Raw genomic sequence first — 22,097 nt, 5'->3', positions numbered from 1 at the left:
CTTTCACCCTGCCTGTCGTTCGCCCTTTTGCCCGTCCCTTCCCCGTCCTTTTTGCCCGTCCGTCGTACGAAAGCCGTCGCCGTCACCGTGACCGAGCAGAGCAGACACCGCTTCCGGACCGCCGCCCGCGCCGAGCAGCCCGATCCGGTGCTGCTCTGCCTGCTCGCCGCCGCCGAACACGGCCCCGCCCTCGACCCCGACGACCCCGGGGAGCCGCCCAGCCTCGACGCCCTGCTCGCCGCCTGCGAGGCCGCGCTCGACCGGCACGCCGGCGCCGTCCGCCTCGCCGTCGCCGAACGGGCGCCCGCCGGGCCCGAGGAGACCGCCGCCCTGCTCGCCGCCGTCCTCGGCGGGCGCGAGCGGTTCCACGGGCGGCAGGCCGACTACCGGCGGCTGGAGTCCTCCCTGCTGCCCGACGTGCTGCGGCGGCGGCGCGGGCTGCCGATCATGCTGTCCCTGGTGTGGATGGCGGTCGGGCGGCGGGCCGGCCTCACCGTCCACGGCATCGCCCTGCCCGGTCACTTCATCGTCGCCGTCGGCGGCCCGGCGGGCGGCGAGGACTACGTCCTGGCCGACCCCTTCCACGGCGGGCGGCTGCTCGACCCCGACGACGCCGAACGCCTCGTCCGGGCCACCGGGCACGAGTTCACGCCCGCGCTGCTCACCCCGGCCCAGCCGCTCGACATCGTCCACCGGGTCCTCGGCAACATCCGCGCCTGGGCCGCCGACCGCCCCGAGCACGCCCGCACCCAGCTCTGGGCCACCGAGCTCGCCCTCCTACTCCCCCGACACCCCGCCCAGCTCCGCCTCGAACGCGCCGAACTCCTCGTACGGACAGGGGACTTCCTCGGCGGCTCGGCCGAGATGGACGCCTACGCGGAGATCCTCGACGCCTTCGACCCGGACGCGGCGGCGAAGGTCCGCCAGGACGCCCGGGCCGCTCGGCACCGGCTGAACTGAGTTTCCTCCGGGCGGGTTTCCTGAGGGTTCCTACAGCCAGCCCTTCTCGCGGGCGATCCGGACCGCCTCGGTGCGGTTGCGGGCCTCGGTCTTCTGGATCGCCATCGACAGGTAGTTGCGGACCGTCCCCTCGGACAGGTGCAGCCGCTTGGCGATGTCCGCGTTCACCGCGCCGTCCGCCGCCGCGCCCAGCACGTCCCGCTCGCGGGCGGTCAGCGGGTTCGCGCCCTCGGCCAGCGCCGCGGCCGCCAGCGCCGGGTCGATCACTCGCTCCCCGCGCAGCACCCGGCGGATCGCCTCCGCCAGCTCCGAGGCGGGCGCGTCCTTCACCAGGAACGCGTCCGCACCCGACTCCATCGCCCGCCGCAGATAGCCCGGCCGCCCGAAGGTCGTCGCGATCACGACCTTGGTGCCCGGCGCCTGCTTGCGCAGGTCCGCGGCCGCCTCGATGCCCGTCATCCCCGGCATCTCGATGTCCAGCACGGCGACCTGCACGTCGTTCGCCAGCACCGCCGCCACCACCTCGTCCCCGCGGCCGACCTGCGCCACGACGTCGATGTCCCCCTCCAGCCCGAGCAGCGCCGCCAGCGCCTCCCGGACCATGCCCTGATCCTCGGCCAGCAGCACGCGGATCGAGGGCCCGTTCTGAATGTCACTCATGGGCACGACCTTAGAGGGCGGGGTTGAGCGGCGGCGGCGCGGGCGGCGGAGGCGGGCGGTCAGCGTGCCGCCGCACCACCTGCGCGCCCTGGCCGGCGGCCAGGGCGCGCAGGATCACCGCTAGGGAGCGACCGGCGCCGAGACCGTCCGCAGCGGCACCAAGGCCCGCAGCCGGAAGCCCTTGCCCCGCACCCCCGGCCCGGTCTCCAGCCGCCCGCCGACCAGCGCCAGCCGCTCCTCCAGGCCCGAAAGCCCGTTCCCCGGCTGGGACTTGCCCGGCCCCCGCCCGTCGTCGGTGATCTCCAGGACGGCGTACCGCTCGCCGTTCGCCTCCCACGCCGTGTCGGCGGTGACGGTGCAGACGGTGGCGCCCTCGCCGTGCCGGACGATGTTGGTGACGGCCTCGCGCAGCGCCCACGCCAGCGCCCCCGCCTCCTCGTTGGCCAACCCGGGCCAGGTGTCGACGAGCTCCGGCGCGGCCTCCAGGGTCACCTGTGCCGCCGCCAACGCGGTCCGGGCGGCGGCGAGTTCGACCGGCAGGGTGGGCCGGCGGAAGCCGGTGACGGCCTCCCGGACGTCGATCAGCGACTGCCGGGCCACCTGCTCGATGTCGGCGACCTGCGCCCGGGCCGCCTCGTCCTTGCCGGCGTCCATGAACCGCCCGGCCAGCTCGCTCTTCAGCGTGATCAGCGACAGCGAGTGCCCGAGCAGGTCGTGCAGGTCCCGGGCCATCCGCAGCCGCTCCTCGGAGGCGGCCAGGTGCGCGACGGCGGCGCGGGCCTCGCGCAGTTCCTTCATGGTGGCGACCAGCCGCTGCAGACCGGTCATCGCGACGCCGGAGAGGAAGGCGCTGAGCGCGAAGGTCGTGATGTTGTCCGTACCGGCGTGGATCAGCAGGCCGGTCACGGCGGTGAGCGCGGCCATGCCGGCGAGCCCGCGCAGCGCGTAGCGCACCGGCGTGATGATCGCGAGGCACACCGAGGCGTAGATGAAGAGGGTCAGGAAGGCGCCGCCCAGGACGAAGGAGGCGGCGATCGCGAGCGCGATCATCGTCGCGACGATCACCTGGCAGGCCCGGGGCTTCATCCCAGCCGTCGAGCGGAAGATCACCAGCAGGATGTAGGCGGCCACGAAGGCGGCCAGGCAGACCCAGCCGAGCACCTGGCCGCCCAGGCTGTGGCCGCCGTGCAGCAGGTCCCCCGCCGGGTAGGCCAGGTAGAGCATCCACAGCAGCATCCAGGCGACCTTGACCAGCAGCTGCCGCCGGGTCTCCACCGGGGAGCCGGGGACGTTCATGAACGACGCGCGCGCCGGACCCACCTCCGGCTGCTCGTCGGGGCGGTGGGTCCGGCGCGCGTCACTCATGTGGATCATCATGCCTGGCGGGTGTCACGCCGGTACAGCACGGCGGCAGCGGCGACGAACACCGCGAGGAAGCCGGCCAGTCCGGCGACGGCGACGGTGTCCAGCGAGTGCCCGGGCTGGGTGAAGGTGGCCAGCTTGTTGTACAGGTACACCGGGTTGAACTGGGCGAACTTCTCCAGCGAGCCGCTCACCGGGAACCACGTCCCGCCGAACAGCGACATCAGCATGTAGGCGATCATCACGATCGTCTGCACCGAGTCCGGCGCCGCCGCGTACCCGAGCGCCACCCCGAGCGCCGCGAACACGAAGCTGCCCAGCCACAGCGCCGCCACCAGGCCGATCCACTGCGCCGCGCCCAGCGAGACCCCCTGGCTCGCGCCGACCGCGAACACCACCAGGATCGCGGGCAACGTGGTCACCGCGCTCGCGGCGATCTTGCCGAAGGTGTACGCCCGGCCGGGCAGCGCGGTCAGCCGCAGCTGGCGCACCCAGCCGCTCTTGCGCTCCAGCGAGATCCGCTGCGCGCTGCCGGTGAGCACCGCGCCGACCGCACCGAAGGTCGCCATCGAGACCATGAAGTAGGTCTTCACCGGCAGGCCGCCGGCCAGCTTGGTGGAGTCGTAGGCGTGGATGAAGAAGAAGTACATGAGCGCCGGGTAGGCGATCGTGAAGAGCAGGTACCGGCGGTTACGGAGGGTCCGCAGGATCTCCAGCCGGATCAGGGTGGTCATCGCACGGTCTCCTTCACAGCGTCCTGGTTGTCCTGCTCGCCGGTGATGGTCAGGAAGGCCTGCTCCAGGCCCAGGCCGGTGACCTCCAGCCCGCGCGGGTACAGGCCCGCCCGGTAGAGCCCGGCGACGCTCGCGTCGGCGTCCGCGGTCCGGATCCGGACCGTCCGCACCCCCGGCACCCGGGCGGTGACGTCCAGCGACTGCACGCCGGGCAGGGTGCGCAGCACCGAGTCCTCGAACGGCCCGGCGGCCCCAGAGAGGTCCCCGTCATGCAGTTCGAACGCCACCCGGCGGGCCCCGGCGCGCGCCTTGATCTCGGCGGAGCTGCCGTCGGCGATCAGCCGGCCGCGGTGCAGCACCAGCACGCGGTCGGCGATCGAGTCCGCCTCCTCCAGGTAGTGCGTGGCGAACAGCACCGTGCGCCCGGCGTCCGCCTGCGCCCGCATGCTCGCCCAGAACGCCTGCCGGACGCTGACGTCCATGCCGGTGGTGGGCTCGTCCAGCACGATCAGGTCGCTGTTGCCGGCGATCGCCAGGGCGAAGCGGACCCGCTGCTCCTGGCCGCCGGACAGCTTGTCGACCCGGCGCTCGGCCAGCTCGGTGATCCCGGCGTCGGTCAGTACCCCCGTAACCGACCGACCGCGCGGGTGCACGTCGCAGGCGAGCCTGACCAGCTCGCGGACCTTGACGTCGGCCATCAGCCCGCCGCTCTGCAGCATCGCGCCGACCCGGCCGGCCGCGATCGCCTCGCGCGGGCTGCCTCCGAACAGCGAGACGCTGCCCTGGTCGGGCTCGCGCAGGCCGAGCAGCAGGTCCAGGCTGGTGGACTTGCCGGCGCCGTTCGGGCCGAGCAGGGCGACGGTCTCGCCCGGCCGCAGCACGAGGTCCAGACCGTCCACCGCGCGCACCCGCCCGTAGCTCTTGCCGACGCCGCGGAAGGCGGCCACCTCCGTGTCCATCGCCCCGCTCCTCTCCCCTGGTGGTGTTGCGTTCGGTGTCGTTCGCACCACCACAGAGTCCCGCGCGGGCCGGGTCCGGCGGCAGTGTCCGCCGTCGTGCCTTCGGTATGACGGATGTCATGCCGGCGGCCGGTACCCGCGTCACAGGTACCGGCCGCCGAATCCGCTGGTCAGGAGCTGTTGTCAGAGCCAGGGGCCAGCGTGCTCGCACGACGCCGGACCGGCGCCCGCACGGGCACACGCGGCGAAGGGGGAGCGGGATTCATGGGCACCCCGGCACCGTACGCAAAGGGCCCGAGTGTGCCTGTCCGACACCACTCCCCGCTCCTCCTCCTCTCCGCTCACACGCCCAGCGAGCGCTTCACGAAGTCGACCTGAAGCAGCAGCAGGTTCTCCGCGACCTCCTCCTGCGGCGTCATGTGCGTGACGCCCGACAGCGGCAGCACGGTGTGCGGACGCCCGGCCGCGAGCAGCGCCGAGGACAGGCGCAGGGTGTGCGCGGCCACCACGTTGTCGTCCGCGAGGCCGTGGATGATCATCAGCGGGCGCTCCAGCCCGGCCGCGTACCCGGTGAGCGAGTTGGCGGCGTACACCTCGGGGCGCTCGGCCGGGTGGCCCAGGTAGCGCTCGGTGTAGTGGGTGTCGTACAGCTCCCAGTCGGTCACCGGCGCGCCGGCCACCGCCGCGTGGAAGACGTCCGGGCGGCGCAGCACGGCGAGCGCGGAGAGGTAGCCGCCGTACGACCAGCCGCGGATGGCGACCCGGCCGAGGTCGAGCGGGAACTCCTCGGCGAGCGCCTGCAGCGCCTCCACCTGGTCGTCCAGGGTGGCCCCGGCGAAGTCGAGGGCGATCGACTTCTCCCAGGCCGGGCCGCGCCCGGGGGTGCCGCGCCCGTCGGCGACGATCACCGCGAAGCCCTGGTCGGCGAACCACTGCGAGTTGAGGTGCGGGTTGTGCGCCTGGACGACGCGCTGGCCGTGCGGGCCGCCGTACGGGTCCATCAGGACGGGCAGCAGGCCGTCGCGCTCGCGGTCGTAGCCGGTGGGCAGGAAGACGGCGGCCGGGATGCGGCGCTCGCCGGCGAAGCGGAAGACCGGGCGGGCGGTGATGACCGGGGTCTCGGCGTGCGAGGCGATGGTGGCGATGTCGTCGACGACCACGCCGTCGGACAGGTCCCGGGCGACCTGGACGAGGGTGCCGGGCAGGTCGGGCTCGGCGGTGGCGCGGACGGTGATGCCGGCGGCGTGCACGGCGGTGGTGACGGAGGTGAACGGACGGCCGTTGGAAGCCTCCCAGCCGAGCCGCTTGCCGTCGTGGCTGATCCGGCCGACGGCGACCCAGCCGGGCTCGGGGTCGGTCTCCTCGACGCCGCCGGAGGCGGTGAAGAGCACCTCGTCCTCGGTGACGGCGACGACCGACCGCAGGTGCAGGTCGGCCCCGGTGACGGCCTGGTCGCCGATCACCAGGGCGCGCACCCCTCCCTCGTCGGAGATGCGCACCAGCCTGCCGTCCGGGGTCCACGCCGGGACGCCCTGGAACAGCTCCAGCCAGACGTCGTCGCGCTCCTCGAACAGCACCTCGGTGGCCCCGGTGGCCACATCGAGGCCGAGGATCCGCTGGCTGCGCTGGTCGCGGGCCTGGACGAGCAGCAGCGGCACGCCGCCCTTGGACCAGTGCACCCGCGCGAGGTACGGGAAGGCGGCGCGGTCCCAGACGACCTCGGTGCGGGCGCCGGCCAGGTCGAGCACCCAGAGCCCGACCTCGGCGTCGGCGGTGCCGGCGGCGGGGTAGGCGACCTCGGCGGGCTCGCGGTCCGGGTTGGCCGGGTCGGCAATCCACCAGCGGCGCACCGGGGTGTCGTCGGCGCGCTCGACCAGCAGCCGGTCGCCGGCGGGGGACCACCAGAAGCCGCGGTCGCGGCCCATCTCCTCCTGGGCGATGAACTCGGCCTGCCCCCAGGTGACGTTCGGCCCGTCGGGCGCGGCGAGCACCCGGTCGCCGCTGCCGTCCGCGTGGGTGAGCCGCAGCTCGCCGGCGGTGTTGGCGTACGCGACGTGGGCGCCGTCCGGGGAGACCCGCGGGTCGAGCAGCGGGCCCTCGGCGGGCAGTTCGGCGGTGGCGCCGGTGACCAGGTCGGCGGTGAACAGGCGGCCGGAGAGGGCGAAGGCGGCCAGCCGGCCGGCCCCGTCGAGGGAGTAGCCGACGATGCCGGCCGAGCCCTCACGGCTGCGCTCGCGGCGGGCCTTCTCGGCCGCCGAGAGGTCCTCCTCGCCGCCGCCGAGCAGGGCGGCCGGGTCGGCGGCGATCCGCTCCTCGCCGGTGGCGGTGTCGAGGGTCCAGAGCAGGTTGGCCCGGTCACTGCCGGACCGCGAGCGCAGGAAGACGACCCGGGAGCCGTCCGGTGCGACGGAGAAGGACCGGGGCGCGCCGACGGTGTAGCGCAGGGTGCGCGCGTACTGCCGGGGGAAGGTGTCCGCTGGGGTGTGGGAGGTCATGGCACCAGACCCTACGACCTCGGGGTCCCAGCGCCGGGAGCGTTCTGATCACTCGTTCGGAGCATCGTCGGCAAGTACGCCCCAAAGTGGTCCGCACCCCCTCCGACCGGCCCATGCGCCCCGTGAATGCCGCCGTACCCCGGCGCGCGCGGACTCACCGAACGTAATGCTCTGCTCACCCATCGGGTATGACTGATCAGGCGAGTGATCGTCAGGCCCCGTCCCGGGCCCCGGTCGCCCGACCGCACGTCCCGCACGGTCCGACCGCCGCCCTCCCCAGGGGGCGGCGCACCCGAGGAAGGGTGTGAGCCGACATGGCCATGTCCGTCTCCGCAGCCATGCTGATGCTGGTCATCGTGGTGGTACTGATCCGCCGCTCCGGCCTGAAGCTCGCGCACGCGATCATCTGCGCGCTGCTCGGCTTCTACCTGGCGTCCAGCTCCCTCGCCCCTTCGATCACCGCGGTCACCAGCAACCTCGCCGGGATGATCAACGGCCTGAAGCTCTGAACCCCCACACGCCCTGCCCCCGCCCGGCCGGTGGTTAGGCTTCCCCCATGACCGCGACTACCGGCCGCCGCCTGCTCCTGGTGCACGCGCACCCCGACGACGAGTCGATCGGCAACGGCGCCACCATGGCCCGGTACGCCGCCGAGGGCGCCCGCGTCACCCTGGTGACCTGCACCCTCGGCGAGGGCGGCGAGGTGATCCCGCCCGAGCTGGCCCACCTGACGGCCGATCGGGACGACACCCTCGGCGCGTACCGGATCGGCGAGCTCACCGAGGCCATGCGCGCCCTCGGCGTCTCCGACTTCCGCTTCCTCGGCGGCCCCGGACGCTACCGCGACTCCGGGATGATGGGCGTCCCCGACAACGACGTGCCCGGCTGCTTCTGGCAGGCCGACGTGGACGAGGCGGCCGGCCACCTGGTCGCGGTGGTCCGCGAGGTCCGGCCGCAGGTGCTGGTCACCTACGACGAGAACGGCGGCTACGGCCACCCGGACCACATCCAGGCACACCGGGTCGCGATGCGCGCCCACGACCTGGCGGCCGATCCGGCGTACCGCCCGGAGCTCGGCCCGGCCTGGCGGATCGCCAAGGTGTACTGGAACCGGATGCCCCGTACGGTCATCGAGGCGGGGCTCGCCACGACCGCCGCGCAGGCGCGCTTCCCCGGCACGGCCGTCCCGTCGGACGTCCCCGGGGTGGTGGACGACACGGTGGTCACCACCGCGCTGGACGGCACCGCGTACGCCGGACGGAAGGCGGCGGCGCTGGCCGCGCACGCCACCCAGATCACCGTGGACGGCGCGTCCTTCGCGCTCTCCAACCACCTCGGCCAGCCGCTGATCACCACCGAGTACTACCAGCTGGTGCGCGGCGAGGCCGGGCCCGGACGGCCCGAGGACGACCTGTTCGCCGGCCTCGACCACGACTCCACCGACTCCACCGGCGGGGCGAAGACCGCCGAGGAGTCCGTCCAGGAGACTGTCCAGGAGACCGCCGAGGAGAGCGCCCGATGAGCAAGCCCGCCGACACCAAGCCCGCCGACACCAAGGCCCCCCGCCGCTCGCTCGCCGCGTCCGTCCTCGGCACCCGGGACGAACGTCTGGCCGAGTCTCAGCCCCCGCGCCTCGCACGGATCGCGGCTTATGCCCTGTTCCTCCTGCTGGGTTTCGCGGTGTCGGTCTGCGGATCCTTTGTGCAGGCCTTGTGGCCGCCCGTGGGAGTCCTGCTGGCGCTCGGCGCGACCGCCGCCACCTTCTACGCCGGACTGCGCGTCACCGGCACCCGGCTGGGCGCGGCGCTGCCCGCCGCCGGCTGGTTCCTGGCCCTGGTGCTGGTCATCGTGCCGCGACCGGAGGGCGACACCGTGCTGTGGACCGACGCCACCTCGCTCGGCTGGATGTTCGTCGGCTCGATCCTGGGCGTGATCTGCGCCACCCTGCCCACCCGCACCAGCTGGTTCCCCGGCGTGCCCAACCCCCCGCGCTGACCCCGGAAGTGGGGCGCGTACGGTACCGCGTACGACGCGCAGTCAGGACCACACGGCCGTACTCTCATACCGGAGGAACCGGACGTATCAGGATCTGTCCGAACCCGTTCACCGCTCAGTTCTTCCCAGTATGGTGGTGCCGCAGAACGCCGTACCCGACCGCCGCCCGCCCCAGGCCCGGCGACCACGAACCGCGGTCGCGCCGCACGGCCCGCCCGCGAACCCGGAGCAGAGCAGCATTGAGCAGCCGCGAATCTGACAACGCCCACCCGACGCCCCGGCGCACGGGCCCGGACGCCTACCCGTCGGGCACCCCGCCCTACGGCACACCGGGGCTCCCCGGCGGCGACCGCGCAGGTGCCGGTGCCGCCCAGGGCGCGGCGTCCGGCGGCGAGGACGAGGTCCCGAAGACCGAGACCACCCTGACCACCCGGGTCCGGATCAACATCCCCGGCTCGCGCCCGATCCCGCCCGTCGTGGTCCGCAGCACCGTCAAGAACGAGGAGGGCCCCGGCGAGGAGGCCCCGGCGCCCGCCCCCGAGGCGGGCGGCCCGCGCCACCGCTCCGCGCCCTCCTCCCCCGTCCTCGGCGTGATGGAGGGCGGCGGCCGCACGGCCACACCGCCGAACCTGCCGCCGGAGTGGCAGATCCCGCCGATCCCGCCGGCGACCAGCGAGTCCGAGTCGACCGGCGCGTGGTTCCGGCCCCGGCAGAAGAAGGCCGGCCCGGCCGAGTCCGCGCCCGCCCCGGTCCCGGCCGGTGCGCCGGGCGTGCCGGGTGGCGCCGAGCCGCGGCCGAACGGCGCGCAGGCTCCCGGCGCGCGCCCGAACGGCGCCCGCCCCGCCCCGGCTCCCGCCGCCGGCCCTGCCGCGGCTCCGGGTGCGGCCCGTCCGAACGGCCGTCCGGTGCCCACCCAGGGCCAGGCGGCCACCCCGGCACCCGCCCCGGCGCCGCGCCCGTCCGGTGCGCCCGCCTCGCCGTTCGGCGCCGGCCCGGAGGGCCCGGTGGAGGAGCCCGGCGTCTACGAGGCCGCCCCCTCCGCCGACCCGTTCGCCCCGACGCCCACCGCCGGGCCCCGCGGCCCGCAGAACGGCGGGCGGCAGAACGGCGGACGCCAGAACGGTGCCCCGCAGAACGGCCGCCCCCAGGGCGCCCGCCCGCAGGGCCGGCCGGCCGGCCGCCCCGACGCCCCGGTGACGGCGGACCCGGAGGACACCTCGGTCGACGGCTTCGCGCCGATCCGCGAGGACGTGCCCCCGTCGGCCGCCATACCCGGCCTGCCCCGCAACGGCGCTCCGCGTAATGGCGCCCCGCAGAATCGCGCCCCCCGCAACGGCGGCCCGCAGAACGGCGCCCCGCGCGCCGGCGACGGCCGCCCGCAGCCGGGCCTGTTCGCCTCCGCCCCGACCGGCGCCGACCCGTTCGCCGCACAGCGCCCCGCCGCGCCCGGCCAGGACGCCTTCGCCCCGACCCCCGGCGGCCTCTTCCCCGGCGCCCCCGGCGCCCCCGGCGACCCGTTCAACACCGCCCCCACCCGCGCGCAGCGGCCCGGCACCGGCCCGGAGGCCACCGAGGTCACCCCGCTGCCGGCCCCCGAGCCCGCTCAGGCCGCGCCCGGCGCGCCGGATCCGGCCAAGGCCGCGGCGGCGCCCGCACCTGCTCCCGCTCCCACCAAGGGCAAGGCCAAGGGCAAGGGCGGCGGTGGCAAGAAGATCGTCAAGCTGGGCGTCTACGGCATCGGCGGCATCCTGTTCCTCGGCGCCGCCGTGTACGGCACCGGCCTGATGCTGAACCAGTCCGACATCCCCAAGGGCACCGTGGTGCTCGGCACCGACATCGGCGGCAACAACCGCGACCAGGCGATCCACCAGCTCGACGAGACCGTCGGCAAGGCCGGCCAGCAGCCGCTCAAGCTGAAGATCGGCGACCAGACGGTCGACCTGGACCCGACCGTCGCCGGGCTGGGCTTCGACACCACGGCCACCGTGGACAAGCTCACCCAGCACAGCTACAGCCCGGTCGACGTCATCAAGTCGCTGCAGGGCGGCACGAAGGCCGTCGCGCCGGAGGTCAAGGTCGACCGGGCCAAGCTCAAGGCCGCCCTGGACAGCCTGGCCGCCGGTTCGGGCCAGGGTCTCCAGGAGGGCTACGTCAAGTTCAGCGACTCCGGCGACCCGGTCGTCGTCCCCGGCAAGGCCGGCCAGACGGTGGACTCCGCGAGCGCCGTCGACGTGGTCGAGCAGGCCTACCGCGACCGCGCCGCCGGCAAGCCCGACCAGCCGATCGCGCTGAACGTCACGGCCGCCCAGCCCAAGGTCTCCGCGCAGGCCCTGCAGGCCGCCGCGGACGGCCTCGGCAAGTCCGTGGCCAGGGGCAACGTGCACGTCCTGGCCGGCACCAAGAAGTGGGAGTTCGGCCCGCAGAGCGCCGCCAAGGCGCTGACGCTCGTCCCGGACGCCTCCGGCAAGATCACGCCCAAGTGGGACCTGGACGCGCTCAACACCCAGCTGGGCGGCGTCTTCGACAAGGTCAAGGTGAAGAAGAACGGCCAGACCGCCGCGATCACCCCGCAGGACGTCGCGGACGCCGTCACCTCGGTCATGGACAAGAGCGGCGACAAGGACCGCACCTTCAAGTTCACAGTCGCCTGATCCACGCCGTACGACCGGGGGGCGGGCCCGCTGCCTTTATTGAAAGGGGGCGGGCCCGCCCCTCGACAACTCCCCCTCCCAATCAGCAAGATGTGACGCCACACCATCCGCCGCATCCGCCTCGGGGAGCACGCCAATGGGCCGCCGCCGCCTTCACCACCGGACGGCTCTGCTCGCCGGTCTGACCGCCCTCTCGCTCTCGCTGACGCTCTGTTCGTGTGCATCCCAGCCGGGTTCGGCCGCGGGCGACGCCCTGCCGTCCGCCGCCGAGTCGCCCAAGCTCACCTCGATGGACGTCAATCCGCGCGACCGCTCCCAGCTGCGCCAGGGCGGCACCCTGCACGTGGCGATCACCCAGTTCTCCCACCAGTGGTCGCCGATCCACACGGACGGCAGCGAGTCCTCGACGATGAGCGTCACCAAGCCCCTGCTGCCGACCTTCTTCCGCTCCGACGCGGCCGGCACCCAGACCGTCAACCCGGCGTACCTCCAGGACGCCCACACGGAGCAGCGGGACGGCCGGCAGGTCGTCGTCTGGACGCTCAACCCGAAGGCCCACTGGTCCGACGGCACCCCGATCACCTGGCGCGACCTGGAGGCCAACTGGCGGGCCCTGAACGGCAAGGACCCGGCGTACCGGCCGTCCAGCAGCACCGGCTTCGAGCTGGTCTCCTCCGTCGAGCGCGGCAAGGACGACTTCCAGGCCGTGATGACCTTCGAACGGCCCTTCTCCGAGTGGCAGTCGATGTTCAACGGCGCCGCCAACGCCCCGCTGCTGCCGGCGAGCAGGATCGCCACCCCGGACCTGTTCAACTCCGCCTACCTGGACGCCATCCCGGTCACCGCCGGCCCGTTCAAGGTCGAGCAGATGGACCGCGCGGCCCAGACCGTCACCCTGGTCGCCGACCCGAACTGGTGGGGCGACAAGCCGATGCTGGACCGGATCGTCTTCCACGCGATGGTCCCGAACGCGATGGCCACCGCCTTCGCCAAGGGCGAGATCGACCTCTTCAACAACGGCCCCGACGTGGCCGGTTACCAGACCATCAGGAGCACCAAGGGCGCCGCCGTCCGCCGCGCGGGCGGCCCGGACTTCCGCCAGTTCACGCTGAACGCCCGGAACCCGGTGCTCGCGGACCCGACCGTCCGCCAGGCCCTGTTCCAGGCGATCAACCGGGACGCCGTCATCCGCGCCGACCTCAACGGCCTCGACTGGCCCGCCGTCCCGCTCAACAACCACCTGCTGGTCGCCAACCAGAACGCCTACCGGGACAACTCCCTCGGCCTGAGCCGCTACGACCCGGCCGAGGCCGCCCGCAAGCTGGACGCGGCCGGCTGGAAGCTCGACGGTGACGTCCGCAAGAAGGACGGCCGCGAGCTGAACCTGCGGATGGTCGTCCCGGCCGGGGTCACCCAGGCCCAGAACGAGGCCGCGAGCGCCACGAAGATGCTCAAGGACGTCGGGGTCAAGGTCACCACCGTGACCGCCGCCGCCAACGAGTTCTTCGACAAGTACATCAACCGCGACGACTTCGACATCACCACCTACTCGCTGCTCGGCACCCCCTTCCCGGCCAGCGGCAACCGCGCCAACTTCGTCCAGACCGGCGGCACCAACCACACCGGCACCGGCAGCCCGGCCGTGGACGCCGCCCTCGACCGGGCCGCCGCCGCGACCGACGCCGCCACCGCCTCCGAGGCCATCAACCAGGCCGACGGCGAGCTGTGGAAGGTCGCCGGGATGCTGCCGCTCTACCAGCGCCCGCAGCTGTACGGTGCCCGCGCCAACCTCGCCAACATCGGCGCGCAGGGCCTCTCCGACATCGTCTGGGAGAACGTCGGCTTCGAGAAGTGAGGGCCGGGTCGCGGGAGTCGGCAGACCCCGCGACCCGGCCCGCACGGCGCGCTCAGGCGGTTCCGATCACGTCCCGCACCTCGGCGAAGTGGCAGGCCGACCGATGCGCGGCCGGGCCCTCCAGCAGCTCGGGCACCGCCAGCAGCGGCACCTCGACGGAGCAGCGCTCCTGCGCCTTCCAGCAACGGGTGCGGAACCGGCAGCCGGACGGCGGGTTGGCCGGCGACGGCAGGTCGCCGCTGAGCAGGATGCGCTCGCGCCGCTCCCGTCCGGTCGGGTCCGGCACCGGCACGGCCGACAGCAGCGCCTGCGTGTACGGGTGGGTCGGGTAGGAGTAGATCTGCTCCTCCGTCCCGATCTCGACCATCTTGCCGAGGTACATCACGCCGACCCGGTCCGAGATGTGCCGGACGATCGAGAGGTCGTGCGCGATGAACATGTACGAGAGCCCGAACTCGCCCTGCAGCTGCTCCAGCAGGTTGATCACCTGCGCCTGCACCGACACGTCGAGCGCCGACACCGGCTCGTCACAGATGATCACCTCCGGCTTGAGCGCCAACCCCCGTGCGATGCCGATGCGTTGACGCTGCCCGCCGGAGAACTGGTGCGGATATCGGTTGATGTACTCGGGGTTGAGCCCGACCACGTCCAGCAGATCCTGAACGGCCTTGCGGCGGTCCCCCTTCGGCGCCACCTCGGGGTGGATCTCGAACGGCTCGCCGATGATGTCGCCGACCGTCATGCGCGGGTTCAGCGAGGTGTACGGATCCTGGAACACCATCTGGATGTTGCGGCGGACGGACTTCAGCCCCGCCCCCGACAGCCGGGTGATGTCCTGCCCCTTGAAGCGCACCTCGCCGGAGGTGGCCCGCTCCAGGTTCATCAACACCTTGGCCAGCGTGGACTTCCCGCACCCCGACTCACCGACGATGCCGAGCGTCTCGCCCTTCATCAGCTCGAAGGAGATGCCGTCCACCGCCTTGACCGCGCCGACCTGCCGCTTGAAGAGGATGCCCTGGGTCAGCGGGTAGTACTTGACCAGGTCCCGGACCTCCAGGATCGGCTCAGCCATGGAGGGTCTCCTTCCAGAAGTGGCAGGCGCTGTGCCGCCCCGGCAGGTCCGCACCCTCCGCGTCCAGCACCGGGACGAGCGGCGGCAGTTCGACCAGGCAGCGGTCCTGCGTGCGGTCGCAGCGCGGGTTGAACGCGCAGCCCGTCGGGATCTTCAGCAGGCTCGGCGGCAGGCCCTGGATGGCGTACAGGTTCTGCCCCTTCTGGTCCAGCCGGGGAATCGAGTTGAGCAGGCCCTTGGTGTACGGGTGGGCCGGCCGCGCGTACAGCTCGTGGACGGGCGACGTCTCGACGATCCGGCCCGCGTACATGACGGCGATCTTGTCCGCGACGTCCGCGACGACGCCGAGGTCGTGGGTGATCAGGATCAGGCCCATGTGGAACTCGGCCTGCAACTCGGCCAGCAGGTCCATCACCTGGGCCTGGACGGTCACGTCCAGTGCGGTGGTGGGCTCGTCGGCGATGATCAGGTCGGGCTCCATCGAGAGCGCCATCGCGATCATGATGCGCTGGCGCATACCGCCGGAGAACTGGTGCGGGAAGTCGTTCACCCGCTGCCTGGCGGCGGGGATGCGCACCCGCTCCATCAACTCGATCGCCTTGTCCTTGGCCTCCTTGCGGGACGTCCCGTGGTGGGCCCGGAACATCTCGCCGAGCTGGAAGCCCACGCTGAGCACCGGGTTGAGCGAGGACAGCGCGTCCTGGAAGATCATCGCGATCTTCCGGCCACGCACCGCGCGCCGGGCCTTGGAGCTCATCCGCAGCAGGTCCTGGCCCCGGAAGAGGATCTTCCCGGCCGTGATCCGCCCGGGCGGCATGTCCAGGATGCCCATGATCGCCTGCGCCGTCACCGACTTGCCCGAGCCGGACTCGCCCAGCACCGCCAGCGTCTCCCCGGCCGACACCGAGTAGCTCACGCCGTTGACGGCCTTGGCGATGCCGTCCCGGGTGGCGAACTCGACGTGCAGGTCGTCGACTTCGAGCAGCGGGGTGCCGGGCACCAGGTTCTCCCGGCGGGCGCCGAGCAGTTCCACCGCGTCCAGGCGCGGCCCGCCGTCCCTGGCACCGGACGGCTTCGTCGTGTCTGTCATGGTCCGCGGCCCTCCTCAGCGCAGCTTGGGATCGAGGGCGTCGCGCACCGCGTCGCCGAGCATGATGAACGCCAGCACGGTGATGCTCAGCACGGCGGCCGGGAAGAGCAGCACGTGCGGGGCGTTCAGGAACCGGGACTGGGCGTCGCTGATCATCAGACCCCAGGAGATCGCCGGGGACTGGATGCCGATGCCCAGGTAGGACAGCGCGGCCTCGGCGCCGATGTACACGCCGAGGTTGATGGTGGAGACCACGATCACCGGCGCCACCGCGTTCGGCAGGATGTGCCGGGTGACGATCCGCCGGGTGCCGGCCCCCAGCGCACGGGCCGCGACCACGTAGTCGTTGTGCTTGTTGGAGATCACCGCCGAGCGCATCAGCCGGTAGATCTGCGGCCAGCCGAGCACCGCCATCACCGCCGAGACCGTCCAGGCGTTGCCCTTCTGCCAGGTCGACATGATGAGCATGCCGCCGAGCAGCAGGGGGATGGCGAAGAAGATCTCGGTGACCCGGGAGAGCAGGCTGTCCCAGAAGCCGGTCAGCCACCCGGCCAGCAGGCCGAGCGTGCCGCCGACCAGGACCACCAGCGAGGTGGTCAGGATGCCGACGATGATCGAGTTGCGGGCGCCCCAGACCGTCCGGGTGTAGATGTCGCAGCCCTGGACGTCGAAGCCGAACCAGTGGTCCGCGGAGGGGCGCTTCAGGGAGGAGGCGAGCTCGCAGAACCCGGCGGAGTTCGGGTCCTTGTCGGTGAAGAGCTGCGGGGCGACCGCCAGGGCCACCATGAACAGGACCAGCAGCCCGCCGATGATGAACAGCGGATTGCGCCGCAGGTCGTACCAGGCGTCCGTCCAGAGGCTGGCCACCCGCTCCTTGGCGTCCTTGCCGCCCTTGGCCCCCTTGGCCAGGGCGCCCTCGGCACTCGCAGCCTTGCCGTCCAGGGTGTTCGTCGGCTCACTCATAGCGGATCCTCGGGTCAAGAACGGCGTAGAGCAGGTCGACCACCAGGTTGGTGAAGAGGTACACCAGCACGAGGGCGCTCACCACGCCCACCACGATGGTGCGTTCGCGCAGGTACACGGACTGGAACAGCTGGTGCCCGATCCCGGGGATGTTGAAGATGCCCTCGGTGATCACGGCCCCGCCCATCAGCGACCCCAGGTCCATGCCGAGGAAGGTGACGATCGGGATCAGCGCGTTCCGCAGCCCGTGCCGCACCACCACGCGCAGCGGGCTCAGGCCCTTGGCCACCGCCGTGCGGACGTAGTCGGCCCGCATCACCTCGATCAGGCTGGTCCGGGTGAGGCGGGCGATGTACGCGAGCGAGGTGGACGCCAGCACGTAGGCCGGCAGCAGGTAGGCCCGGAAGCCGGCGTCCTCGTTGAACGAGACCGGGAAGAAGTCGATGCCGTAGTCGGTGTGGAGCTTCACCCCGAGGAGCAGCTGGAGCACGAAGCCGATCACGAACGTCGGGATCGAGATGACCATCAGGGTCGAGATCAGCACCAGGTTGTCGATGAACCGGCCGCGCCGCAGGGCGGCGATCACACCGGCGACCACGCCCACCACCATCTCGATGACCAGCGCGGTCAGCGCCAGGTTGATGGTGTACGGGAACGCCCGCGTCATCACGTCCACGACCGCGTTGCCGCGGTAGTCCTCGCCGAAGTCGCCCTGGAACAGGCCGACCAGGTAGTGCCAGTACTGGAGGAAGAAGGGATCGTCCAGGTGGTACCGGTTGTGCAGCATCGCCACGACCGTGGGGTCCGCGCGTCTCTCACCGGCCAGCGCTTGGATGGGGTCACCGGGCAGCAGGAAGACCAGTGCGTAGATCAGGAACGTCGCGCCGAGGATCACAGGTATGGCCTGGATGACCCGACGGACCACATAGCGGCCCATGCGGCCTCCTCGCGGTTCGGGGCACGCCTCGGACGGGCGGCGCGGGGGTTTCCCGTGCCGCCCATCGGGCGCACCGGTCAGGGGAGATCAGGTCAGGCGAGTTCGACGTTGGCCAGGTCGATCCGGTTCTGGGCGTCGACGACCACGTTCTTGACGGTCTTGGTGTAGGCCGCGGAGCTCATGTACGTGTAGACGGGGATGTACGGCAGGTCCTTGAGCAGGATGTCGTCCGCCTGCTGGTAGAGCTTCAGGCCCTCCGCGTCGGTCTTCGCGCTGTCGGCCTTGGCGAGCAGGGCCTCGAAGTCCTCGTTGACGTAGCCGCCGTAGTTGGAGCCGTTGTCGATGGCGATCTTGGAGAAGATCGGGCGCAGGTAGTCCTCGATCGACGGGTAGTCCATCGACCAGGCCATGCGGAAGGCGCCGGTGTACTCCTTCTTGCCCAGGGCGTCGAGGATCTTGCCGAACTTCTCGAACGGCTTGAAGGTGACGTCGATGCCGAGGTTGTTCTTCAGCTGGTTGCCGACGGCCTCGATCCACTCCTTGTGGCCGCCGTCCGCGTTGTAGCCGATCTCCAGCTTGTTGCCGGGCAGGCCGCCGGCCTGGGTGAAGAGCTCCTTCGCCTTCGCCGGGTCGTACTTGCAGGCGTCGCCGCAGGCGCCCTGGCGGTAGCCCGGGACGATCGGGCTGACGAAGTCGTCGGCCGGCTTGCGGGTGCCGGAGAAGATGGTCTTGGTGATGGCGTCGCGGTCGATCGCCATCGAGATCGCCTTGCGCAGATCCGCCTTGGCGAACGCCGGGTTGGTCGCGATCGGGAAACCGAGGTAGCCGACCGAGGCTTCCGGCTTGTAGATGTAGCGGTCACCGAACTCCTGGGCGACTGTCGCCATCGCCGAGATCGGCAGCTTGTTGGTGATCTGGATGTTGTCGGCGCGCAGGTCGTTGTACGCGGTTTCCAGCTTGTCGTAAATCTTGAACGTGACGGAATCCAGCTTGGCCTTTCCGTCCGCCGCCGGGAAGTTGTCGTACCGCTTCACCTTGATCTGCTGATTGTGCTGCCACTTCCCGTCCATCTGGAACGGGCCGTTTCCGATCGGCGCGTCGTCGAAGGCCTTCGGGTCGGTGAAGAACGCCTTCGGGAGGGGGTAGAAGGCGTTGTACCCGAGCATGGTCTTGAACTGCGAGAACGGCGCCTTGAGGGTGACCGTGAAGGTCTTGTCGTCGACGACCTTGAGGCCCTTGAGTTCCTTGGCGGTCGGCTTCTTGTCCTTGCCCGGGGCGAGTTCGTCGGAGCCGAGGATCTTGTCGAAGAACGGCAGCGCCTGCTGGGCGTTGTCCTGGTTGGCGCCATAGTTCCAGGCGTCCACGTAGTTCTGCGCGGTGACCTTCTCGCCGTTGTGGAAGGTGTAGCCGTCCTTGAGCTTGATCGTCCAGACGGTGGAGTCCGTGGTCTCGATCGACTCGGCCATGCGGAGCTTGGGCTCGTTGGTCTTGTTGTCGTACTCGACCAGGCCGGCGAAGAGCCCGTGGAGCACCTGGGTGCCCTCGGACTCGGCGGTGTTCTGCGGCACCAGCCCGTTCTGCGGCTCACCCAACTGGACGCTGATCGAGCCGCCCGTCTTCCCGGACCCGCCGCTCGCCTGGTCCGAGGACTTCTTGTCGCCGCTACTGGTGCTGCACGCGGAGATCGCCAGTGCCGCACACGCCGCCATCGCGGTCAGGCGCATCGTCTTGGTGAGCCTCATTCAACTGCTCCTCGATTCGGGGGCTTACGAACGAACGGCGCCCCGCCACTCGGTGTGCCGGGCATGGCGAGGGTCGACATCTCAGGGCCGATCCGCACGGTTGGCGAGGTGACCTCTGATACGCGCAGAGCAACTATCGATCACCCGACCCCCCTTTCGGAATCCACGTCACATCTCTTTTCAATTACATGCTCAGGCCAGGCCGGACAATGCTCGCCAAATTCCCGCATATCGTATCCGGAATTACCAATTCCGGGTACGGATGCCGGACAATGATCTCCGGTATTCGCGCGTTTACGGGGTGTAATTGATCTTTTCCGGGCGTTTCCGCAGCACAGCGAAGGGCGCGCCCTCGATTCGAGGACGCGCCCTGCGTTCACGCCGCTGCTGCGACGTCAACCGAATTGTTATCCGGGCCCGGTGCCCCCCTGTCCGTTCTGCCCGTTCTCGCGCTCCGCCGCACTCTGTCCGACCTCGCGCTCCGCCGCACTCTGTCCGACCTCGCGCTCCGCCGCGAAGTGACACGCCGACTCGTGCCGGGCCGGCCCGTCCAGCCAGGAGGGGGCCGCAAGCAGCGGGACCTCCACCGCGCACCGCTCCTGCGCCTTCCAGCAGCGGGTACGGAAGCGGCAGCCGGACGGCGGGTTGGCCGGCGAGGGCACGTCCCCGGTCAGCACGATCCGGTCCCGTGACTCCCGCGCCGTCGGGTCCGGCACCGGCACCGCCGACAGCAGCGCCTGCGTGTACGGGTGCGTCGCGTGGTCGTAGATCTCCGCGTCGCTGCCGATCTCGACCATCCTGCCGAGGTACATCACGCCCACGCGGTCCGAGATGTGCCGGACGATCGAGAGGTCGTGCGCGATGAACATGTACGACAGGTTGAACTCGCCCTGCAACTGCTCCAGCAGGTTGATCACCTGAGCCTGCACCGACACGTCGAGCGCCGACACCGGCTCGTCACAGATGATCACCTCCGGCTTGAGCGCCAACCCCCGTGCGATGCCGATGCGTTGACGCTGCCCGCCGGAGAACTGGTGCGGATACCGGTTGATGTACTCGGGGTTGAGCCCGACCACGTCCAGCAGATCCTGAACGGCCTTGCGGCGATCCCCCTTCGGCGAGACCTCCGGGTGGATCTCGAACGGCTCCCCGATGATGTCGCCGACCGTCATCCGCGGGTTCAGCGAGGTGTACGGATCCTGGAACACCATCTGGATGTTCCGCCGCACCGCCTTCAGCCCCGCCCCCGACAGCCGCGAGATCTCCTCGCCCTTGTACCGGACCGATCCCCCGGTGGCCGGCTCCAGGTTCATCAGCACCTTGGCCAGCGTGGACTTCCCGCACCCCGACTCACCGACGATGCCCAGCGTCTCGCCCTTCATCAGGTCGAAGCTGACCCCGTCGACCGCCTTCACCGCGCCGACCTGCTTCTTGAACACGATGCCCTGGGTCAGCGGGAAGTGCTTGACCAGGTCCAGGACTTCGAGGATCGGCTCGCCGCGCGGCACCTCCTGGGCAAAGGCGACCTCCTCCGGTACCGCCCCCAGTGCGCTGGCCCCGTTAGCGGTCATGGAGGGTCTCCTTCCAGAAGAAGCAGGCACTGCCCCGCCCTGCCAGCGCGGTGCCGTCGTCCTCGGTCACCGGAAACAGCTCCGGCACCTCGACCCGGCAGACGTCCTGCGCCCGCGGGCAGCGCGGGTTGAAGGCACAACCCTTGGGAATCCGCAGCAGGTTGGGCGGCAGCCCCTTGATCGCGTAGAGCTCCTGGCCCTTCTGGTCCAGCCGCGGGATCGAGTCCAGCAGGCCCCGGGTGTACGGGTGGGCCGGCCGCGCGTACAGCTCGTACACCGGGGCCGTCTCGACGATCCGCCCGGCGTACATCACGGCGATCTTGTCCGCGACGTCCGCGACGACCCCCAGGTCGTGGGTGATCAGGATCAGCCCCATGTGGTACTCGGCCTGCAACTCCGCCAGCAGGTCCATCACCTGGGCCTGGACGGTCACGTCCAGCGCGGTGGTGGGCTCGTCGGCGATGATCAGGTCCGGTTCCAGGGCCAGCGCCATCGCGATCATGATCCGCTGGCGCATACCGCCCGAGAACTGGTGCGGATAGTCGTTCACCCGCTGCTTGGCGGCCGGGATGCGCACCCGCTCCATCAGCTCGATCGCCTTGTCCTTGGCCTCCTTGCGGGACGTCCCGTGGTGGGCCCGGAACATCTCGCCGAGCTGGAAGCCCACGCTGAGCACCGGGTTGAGCGAGGACAGCGCGTCCTGGAAGATCATCGCGATCTTCCGGCCGCGGATCCGGCGCCGCTCCTCCCTGCCCATCCTGAGCATGTCCTGGCCGCGGAAGCGGATCTCGCCGCGCGGGATGCGGGCCGGCGGCATGTCCAGGATGCCCATGATCGCCTGCGCCGTCACCGACTTGCCCGAGCCGGACTCGCCCAGCACCGCCAGCGTCTCCCCCGCCCGGACGCTGTAGTTGACCCCGTTGACCGCCCGGGCCACGCCGTCCCGGGTGACGAACTCGACGTGCAGGTCCCGCACGTCGAGCAGCGGCCCCTCGTACGGCGCCTCCCGTGCGGGCTTGGTGGTGTCCACAGCTGTAGTCACGATGCGTTC

General features: G+C 71.5%; 19 protein-coding genes. 7 read left to right on the top strand and 12 right to left on the bottom strand.

Translation table 11 applies throughout. The features are described 5' to 3' along the window. The first annotated feature begins 87 nt into the window (after positions 1–87). The gene (locus tag KV557_RS27535; protein WP_218204204.1) at positions 88–960 is read left to right on the top strand and encodes a transglutaminase family protein; all 873 of its coding nucleotides are present in this window, start codon (positions 88–90) and stop codon (positions 958–960) included. A 30-nt stretch (positions 961–990) separates the two neighbouring features. On the opposite strand, the gene KV557_RS27530 is transcribed toward KV557_RS27535, so the two are convergent. Then, positions 991–1,620 (bottom strand): response regulator transcription factor, encoded by a 630-nt coding sequence (locus KV557_RS27530; protein ID WP_218204203.1) that lies wholly within the window; start codon positions 1,618–1,620, stop codon positions 991–993. On the opposite strand from KV557_RS27530, the gene KV557_RS43045 reads away from it, so the two are divergent. Beyond that, the gene (locus KV557_RS43045) at positions 1,619–1,744 is read left to right on the top strand and encodes a hypothetical protein (protein WP_256178025.1); all 126 of its coding nucleotides are present in this window, start codon (positions 1,619–1,621) and stop codon (positions 1,742–1,744) included. The two genes, KV557_RS27530 and KV557_RS43045, sit on opposite strands and share 2 nt — an antisense overlap. Here KV557_RS43045 and KV557_RS27525 read toward each other — a convergent pair. From KV557_RS27525 to KV557_RS27510, 4 genes are all read right to left on the bottom strand, one after another. Continuing rightward, a complete protein-coding gene (locus KV557_RS27525; protein ID WP_256178024.1) occupies positions 1,741–2,985 on the bottom strand; it encodes a sensor histidine kinase in 1,245 nt (414 codons plus the stop codon). The genes KV557_RS43045 and KV557_RS27525 overlap by 4 nt on opposite strands. Before the next feature lie 8 nt (positions 2,986–2,993). After that, positions 2,994–3,716, bottom strand: a complete 723-nt coding sequence (locus KV557_RS27520) for an ABC transporter permease (protein ID WP_218204202.1) — start codon at positions 3,714–3,716, stop codon at positions 2,994–2,996. Next, positions 3,713–4,675: an ABC transporter ATP-binding protein gene (locus tag KV557_RS27515; protein WP_218204201.1), complete on the bottom strand. Its 963-nt coding sequence runs from the start codon at positions 4,673–4,675 to the stop codon at positions 3,713–3,715. Before KV557_RS27515 ends, KV557_RS27520 begins: the two co-directional genes overlap by 4 nt. 341 nt (positions 4,676–5,016) lie before the next feature. After that, positions 5,017–7,170, bottom strand: coding sequence for a S9 family peptidase (locus KV557_RS27510; protein WP_218204200.1), 2,154 nt, complete (start codon positions 7,168–7,170; stop codon positions 5,017–5,019). A 314-nt stretch (positions 7,171–7,484) separates the two neighbouring features. Between KV557_RS27510 and KV557_RS27505 the strand changes: the two genes are divergently transcribed. The 5 genes from KV557_RS27505 (at position 7,485) to KV557_RS27485 (ending at position 13,671) form a co-directional block, all read left to right on the top strand. Beyond that, entirely contained in the window at positions 7,485–7,679 is a 195-nt protein-coding gene (locus tag KV557_RS27505; RefSeq protein WP_218204199.1) for a DUF2304 domain-containing protein, read from the top strand. Between the two features lie 47 nt (positions 7,680–7,726). Continuing rightward, positions 7,727–8,692 (top strand): N-acetyl-1-D-myo-inositol-2-amino-2-deoxy-alpha-D-glucopyranoside deacetylase, encoded by a 966-nt coding sequence (gene mshB / locus KV557_RS27500; protein WP_218204198.1) that lies wholly within the window; start codon positions 7,727–7,729, stop codon positions 8,690–8,692. Next, the gene (locus KV557_RS27495) at positions 8,689–9,165 is read left to right on the top strand and encodes a DUF6113 family protein (protein WP_256178023.1); all 477 of its coding nucleotides are present in this window, start codon (positions 8,689–8,691) and stop codon (positions 9,163–9,165) included. Before mshB ends, KV557_RS27495 begins: the two co-directional genes overlap by 4 nt. Before the next feature lie 239 nt (positions 9,166–9,404). After that, positions 9,405–11,816 carry a peptidoglycan binding domain-containing protein gene (locus KV557_RS27490; protein ID WP_218204197.1) on the top strand — a complete coding sequence of 804 codons (2,412 nt, stop codon included), beginning with the start codon at positions 9,405–9,407 and terminating at the stop codon, positions 11,814–11,816. A gap of 136 nt (positions 11,817–11,952) precedes the next feature. Beyond that, entirely contained in the window at positions 11,953–13,671 is a 1,719-nt protein-coding gene (locus tag KV557_RS27485) for an ABC transporter family substrate-binding protein (RefSeq protein ID WP_218204196.1), read from the top strand. A 52-nt stretch (positions 13,672–13,723) separates the two neighbouring features. On the opposite strand, the gene KV557_RS27480 is transcribed toward KV557_RS27485, so the two are convergent. From KV557_RS27480 to KV557_RS27450, 7 genes are all read right to left on the bottom strand, one after another. Further along, the gene (locus KV557_RS27480; RefSeq protein ID WP_218204195.1) at positions 13,724–14,743 is read right to left on the bottom strand and encodes an ABC transporter ATP-binding protein; all 1,020 of its coding nucleotides are present in this window, start codon (positions 14,741–14,743) and stop codon (positions 13,724–13,726) included. Next, positions 14,736–15,833: an ABC transporter ATP-binding protein gene (locus KV557_RS27475; protein ID WP_218204194.1), complete on the bottom strand. Its 1,098-nt coding sequence runs from the start codon at positions 15,831–15,833 to the stop codon at positions 14,736–14,738. The genes KV557_RS27480 and KV557_RS27475 overlap by 8 nt, the downstream gene beginning before the upstream one ends. 15 nt (positions 15,834–15,848) lie before the next feature. Next, complete coding sequence (locus tag KV557_RS27470) at positions 15,849–16,796, bottom strand: ABC transporter permease (protein WP_218204193.1); 948 nt, start codon at positions 16,794–16,796, stop codon at positions 15,849–15,851. Next, complete coding sequence (locus KV557_RS27465; protein WP_218204192.1) at positions 16,789–17,733, bottom strand: ABC transporter permease; 945 nt, start codon at positions 17,731–17,733, stop codon at positions 16,789–16,791. The genes KV557_RS27470 and KV557_RS27465 overlap by 8 nt, the downstream gene beginning before the upstream one ends. Positions 17,734–17,825: 92 nt before the next feature. Beyond that, positions 17,826–19,475 (bottom strand): peptide ABC transporter substrate-binding protein, encoded by a 1,650-nt coding sequence (locus tag KV557_RS27460; RefSeq protein ID WP_218204191.1) that lies wholly within the window; start codon positions 19,473–19,475, stop codon positions 17,826–17,828. A gap of 407 nt (positions 19,476–19,882) precedes the next feature. Beyond that, on the bottom strand, positions 19,883–21,046 hold the full coding sequence (locus KV557_RS27455) for an ABC transporter ATP-binding protein (protein ID WP_256178022.1): 1,164 nt from the start codon (positions 21,044–21,046) through the stop codon (positions 19,883–19,885). Then, the gene (locus KV557_RS27450; RefSeq protein WP_218204190.1) at positions 21,036–22,088 is read right to left on the bottom strand and encodes an ABC transporter ATP-binding protein; all 1,053 of its coding nucleotides are present in this window, start codon (positions 22,086–22,088) and stop codon (positions 21,036–21,038) included. Before KV557_RS27450 ends, KV557_RS27455 begins: the two co-directional genes overlap by 11 nt. Positions 22,089–22,097: the final 9 nt, after the last annotated feature.

Source organism: Kitasatospora aureofaciens, assembly GCF_019192735.1.
Lineage (GTDB): Bacteria > Actinomycetota > Actinomycetes > Streptomycetales > Streptomycetaceae > Kitasatospora > Kitasatospora aureofaciens_A.
This window is presented reverse-complemented; position numbering and strand designations above follow the sequence as displayed.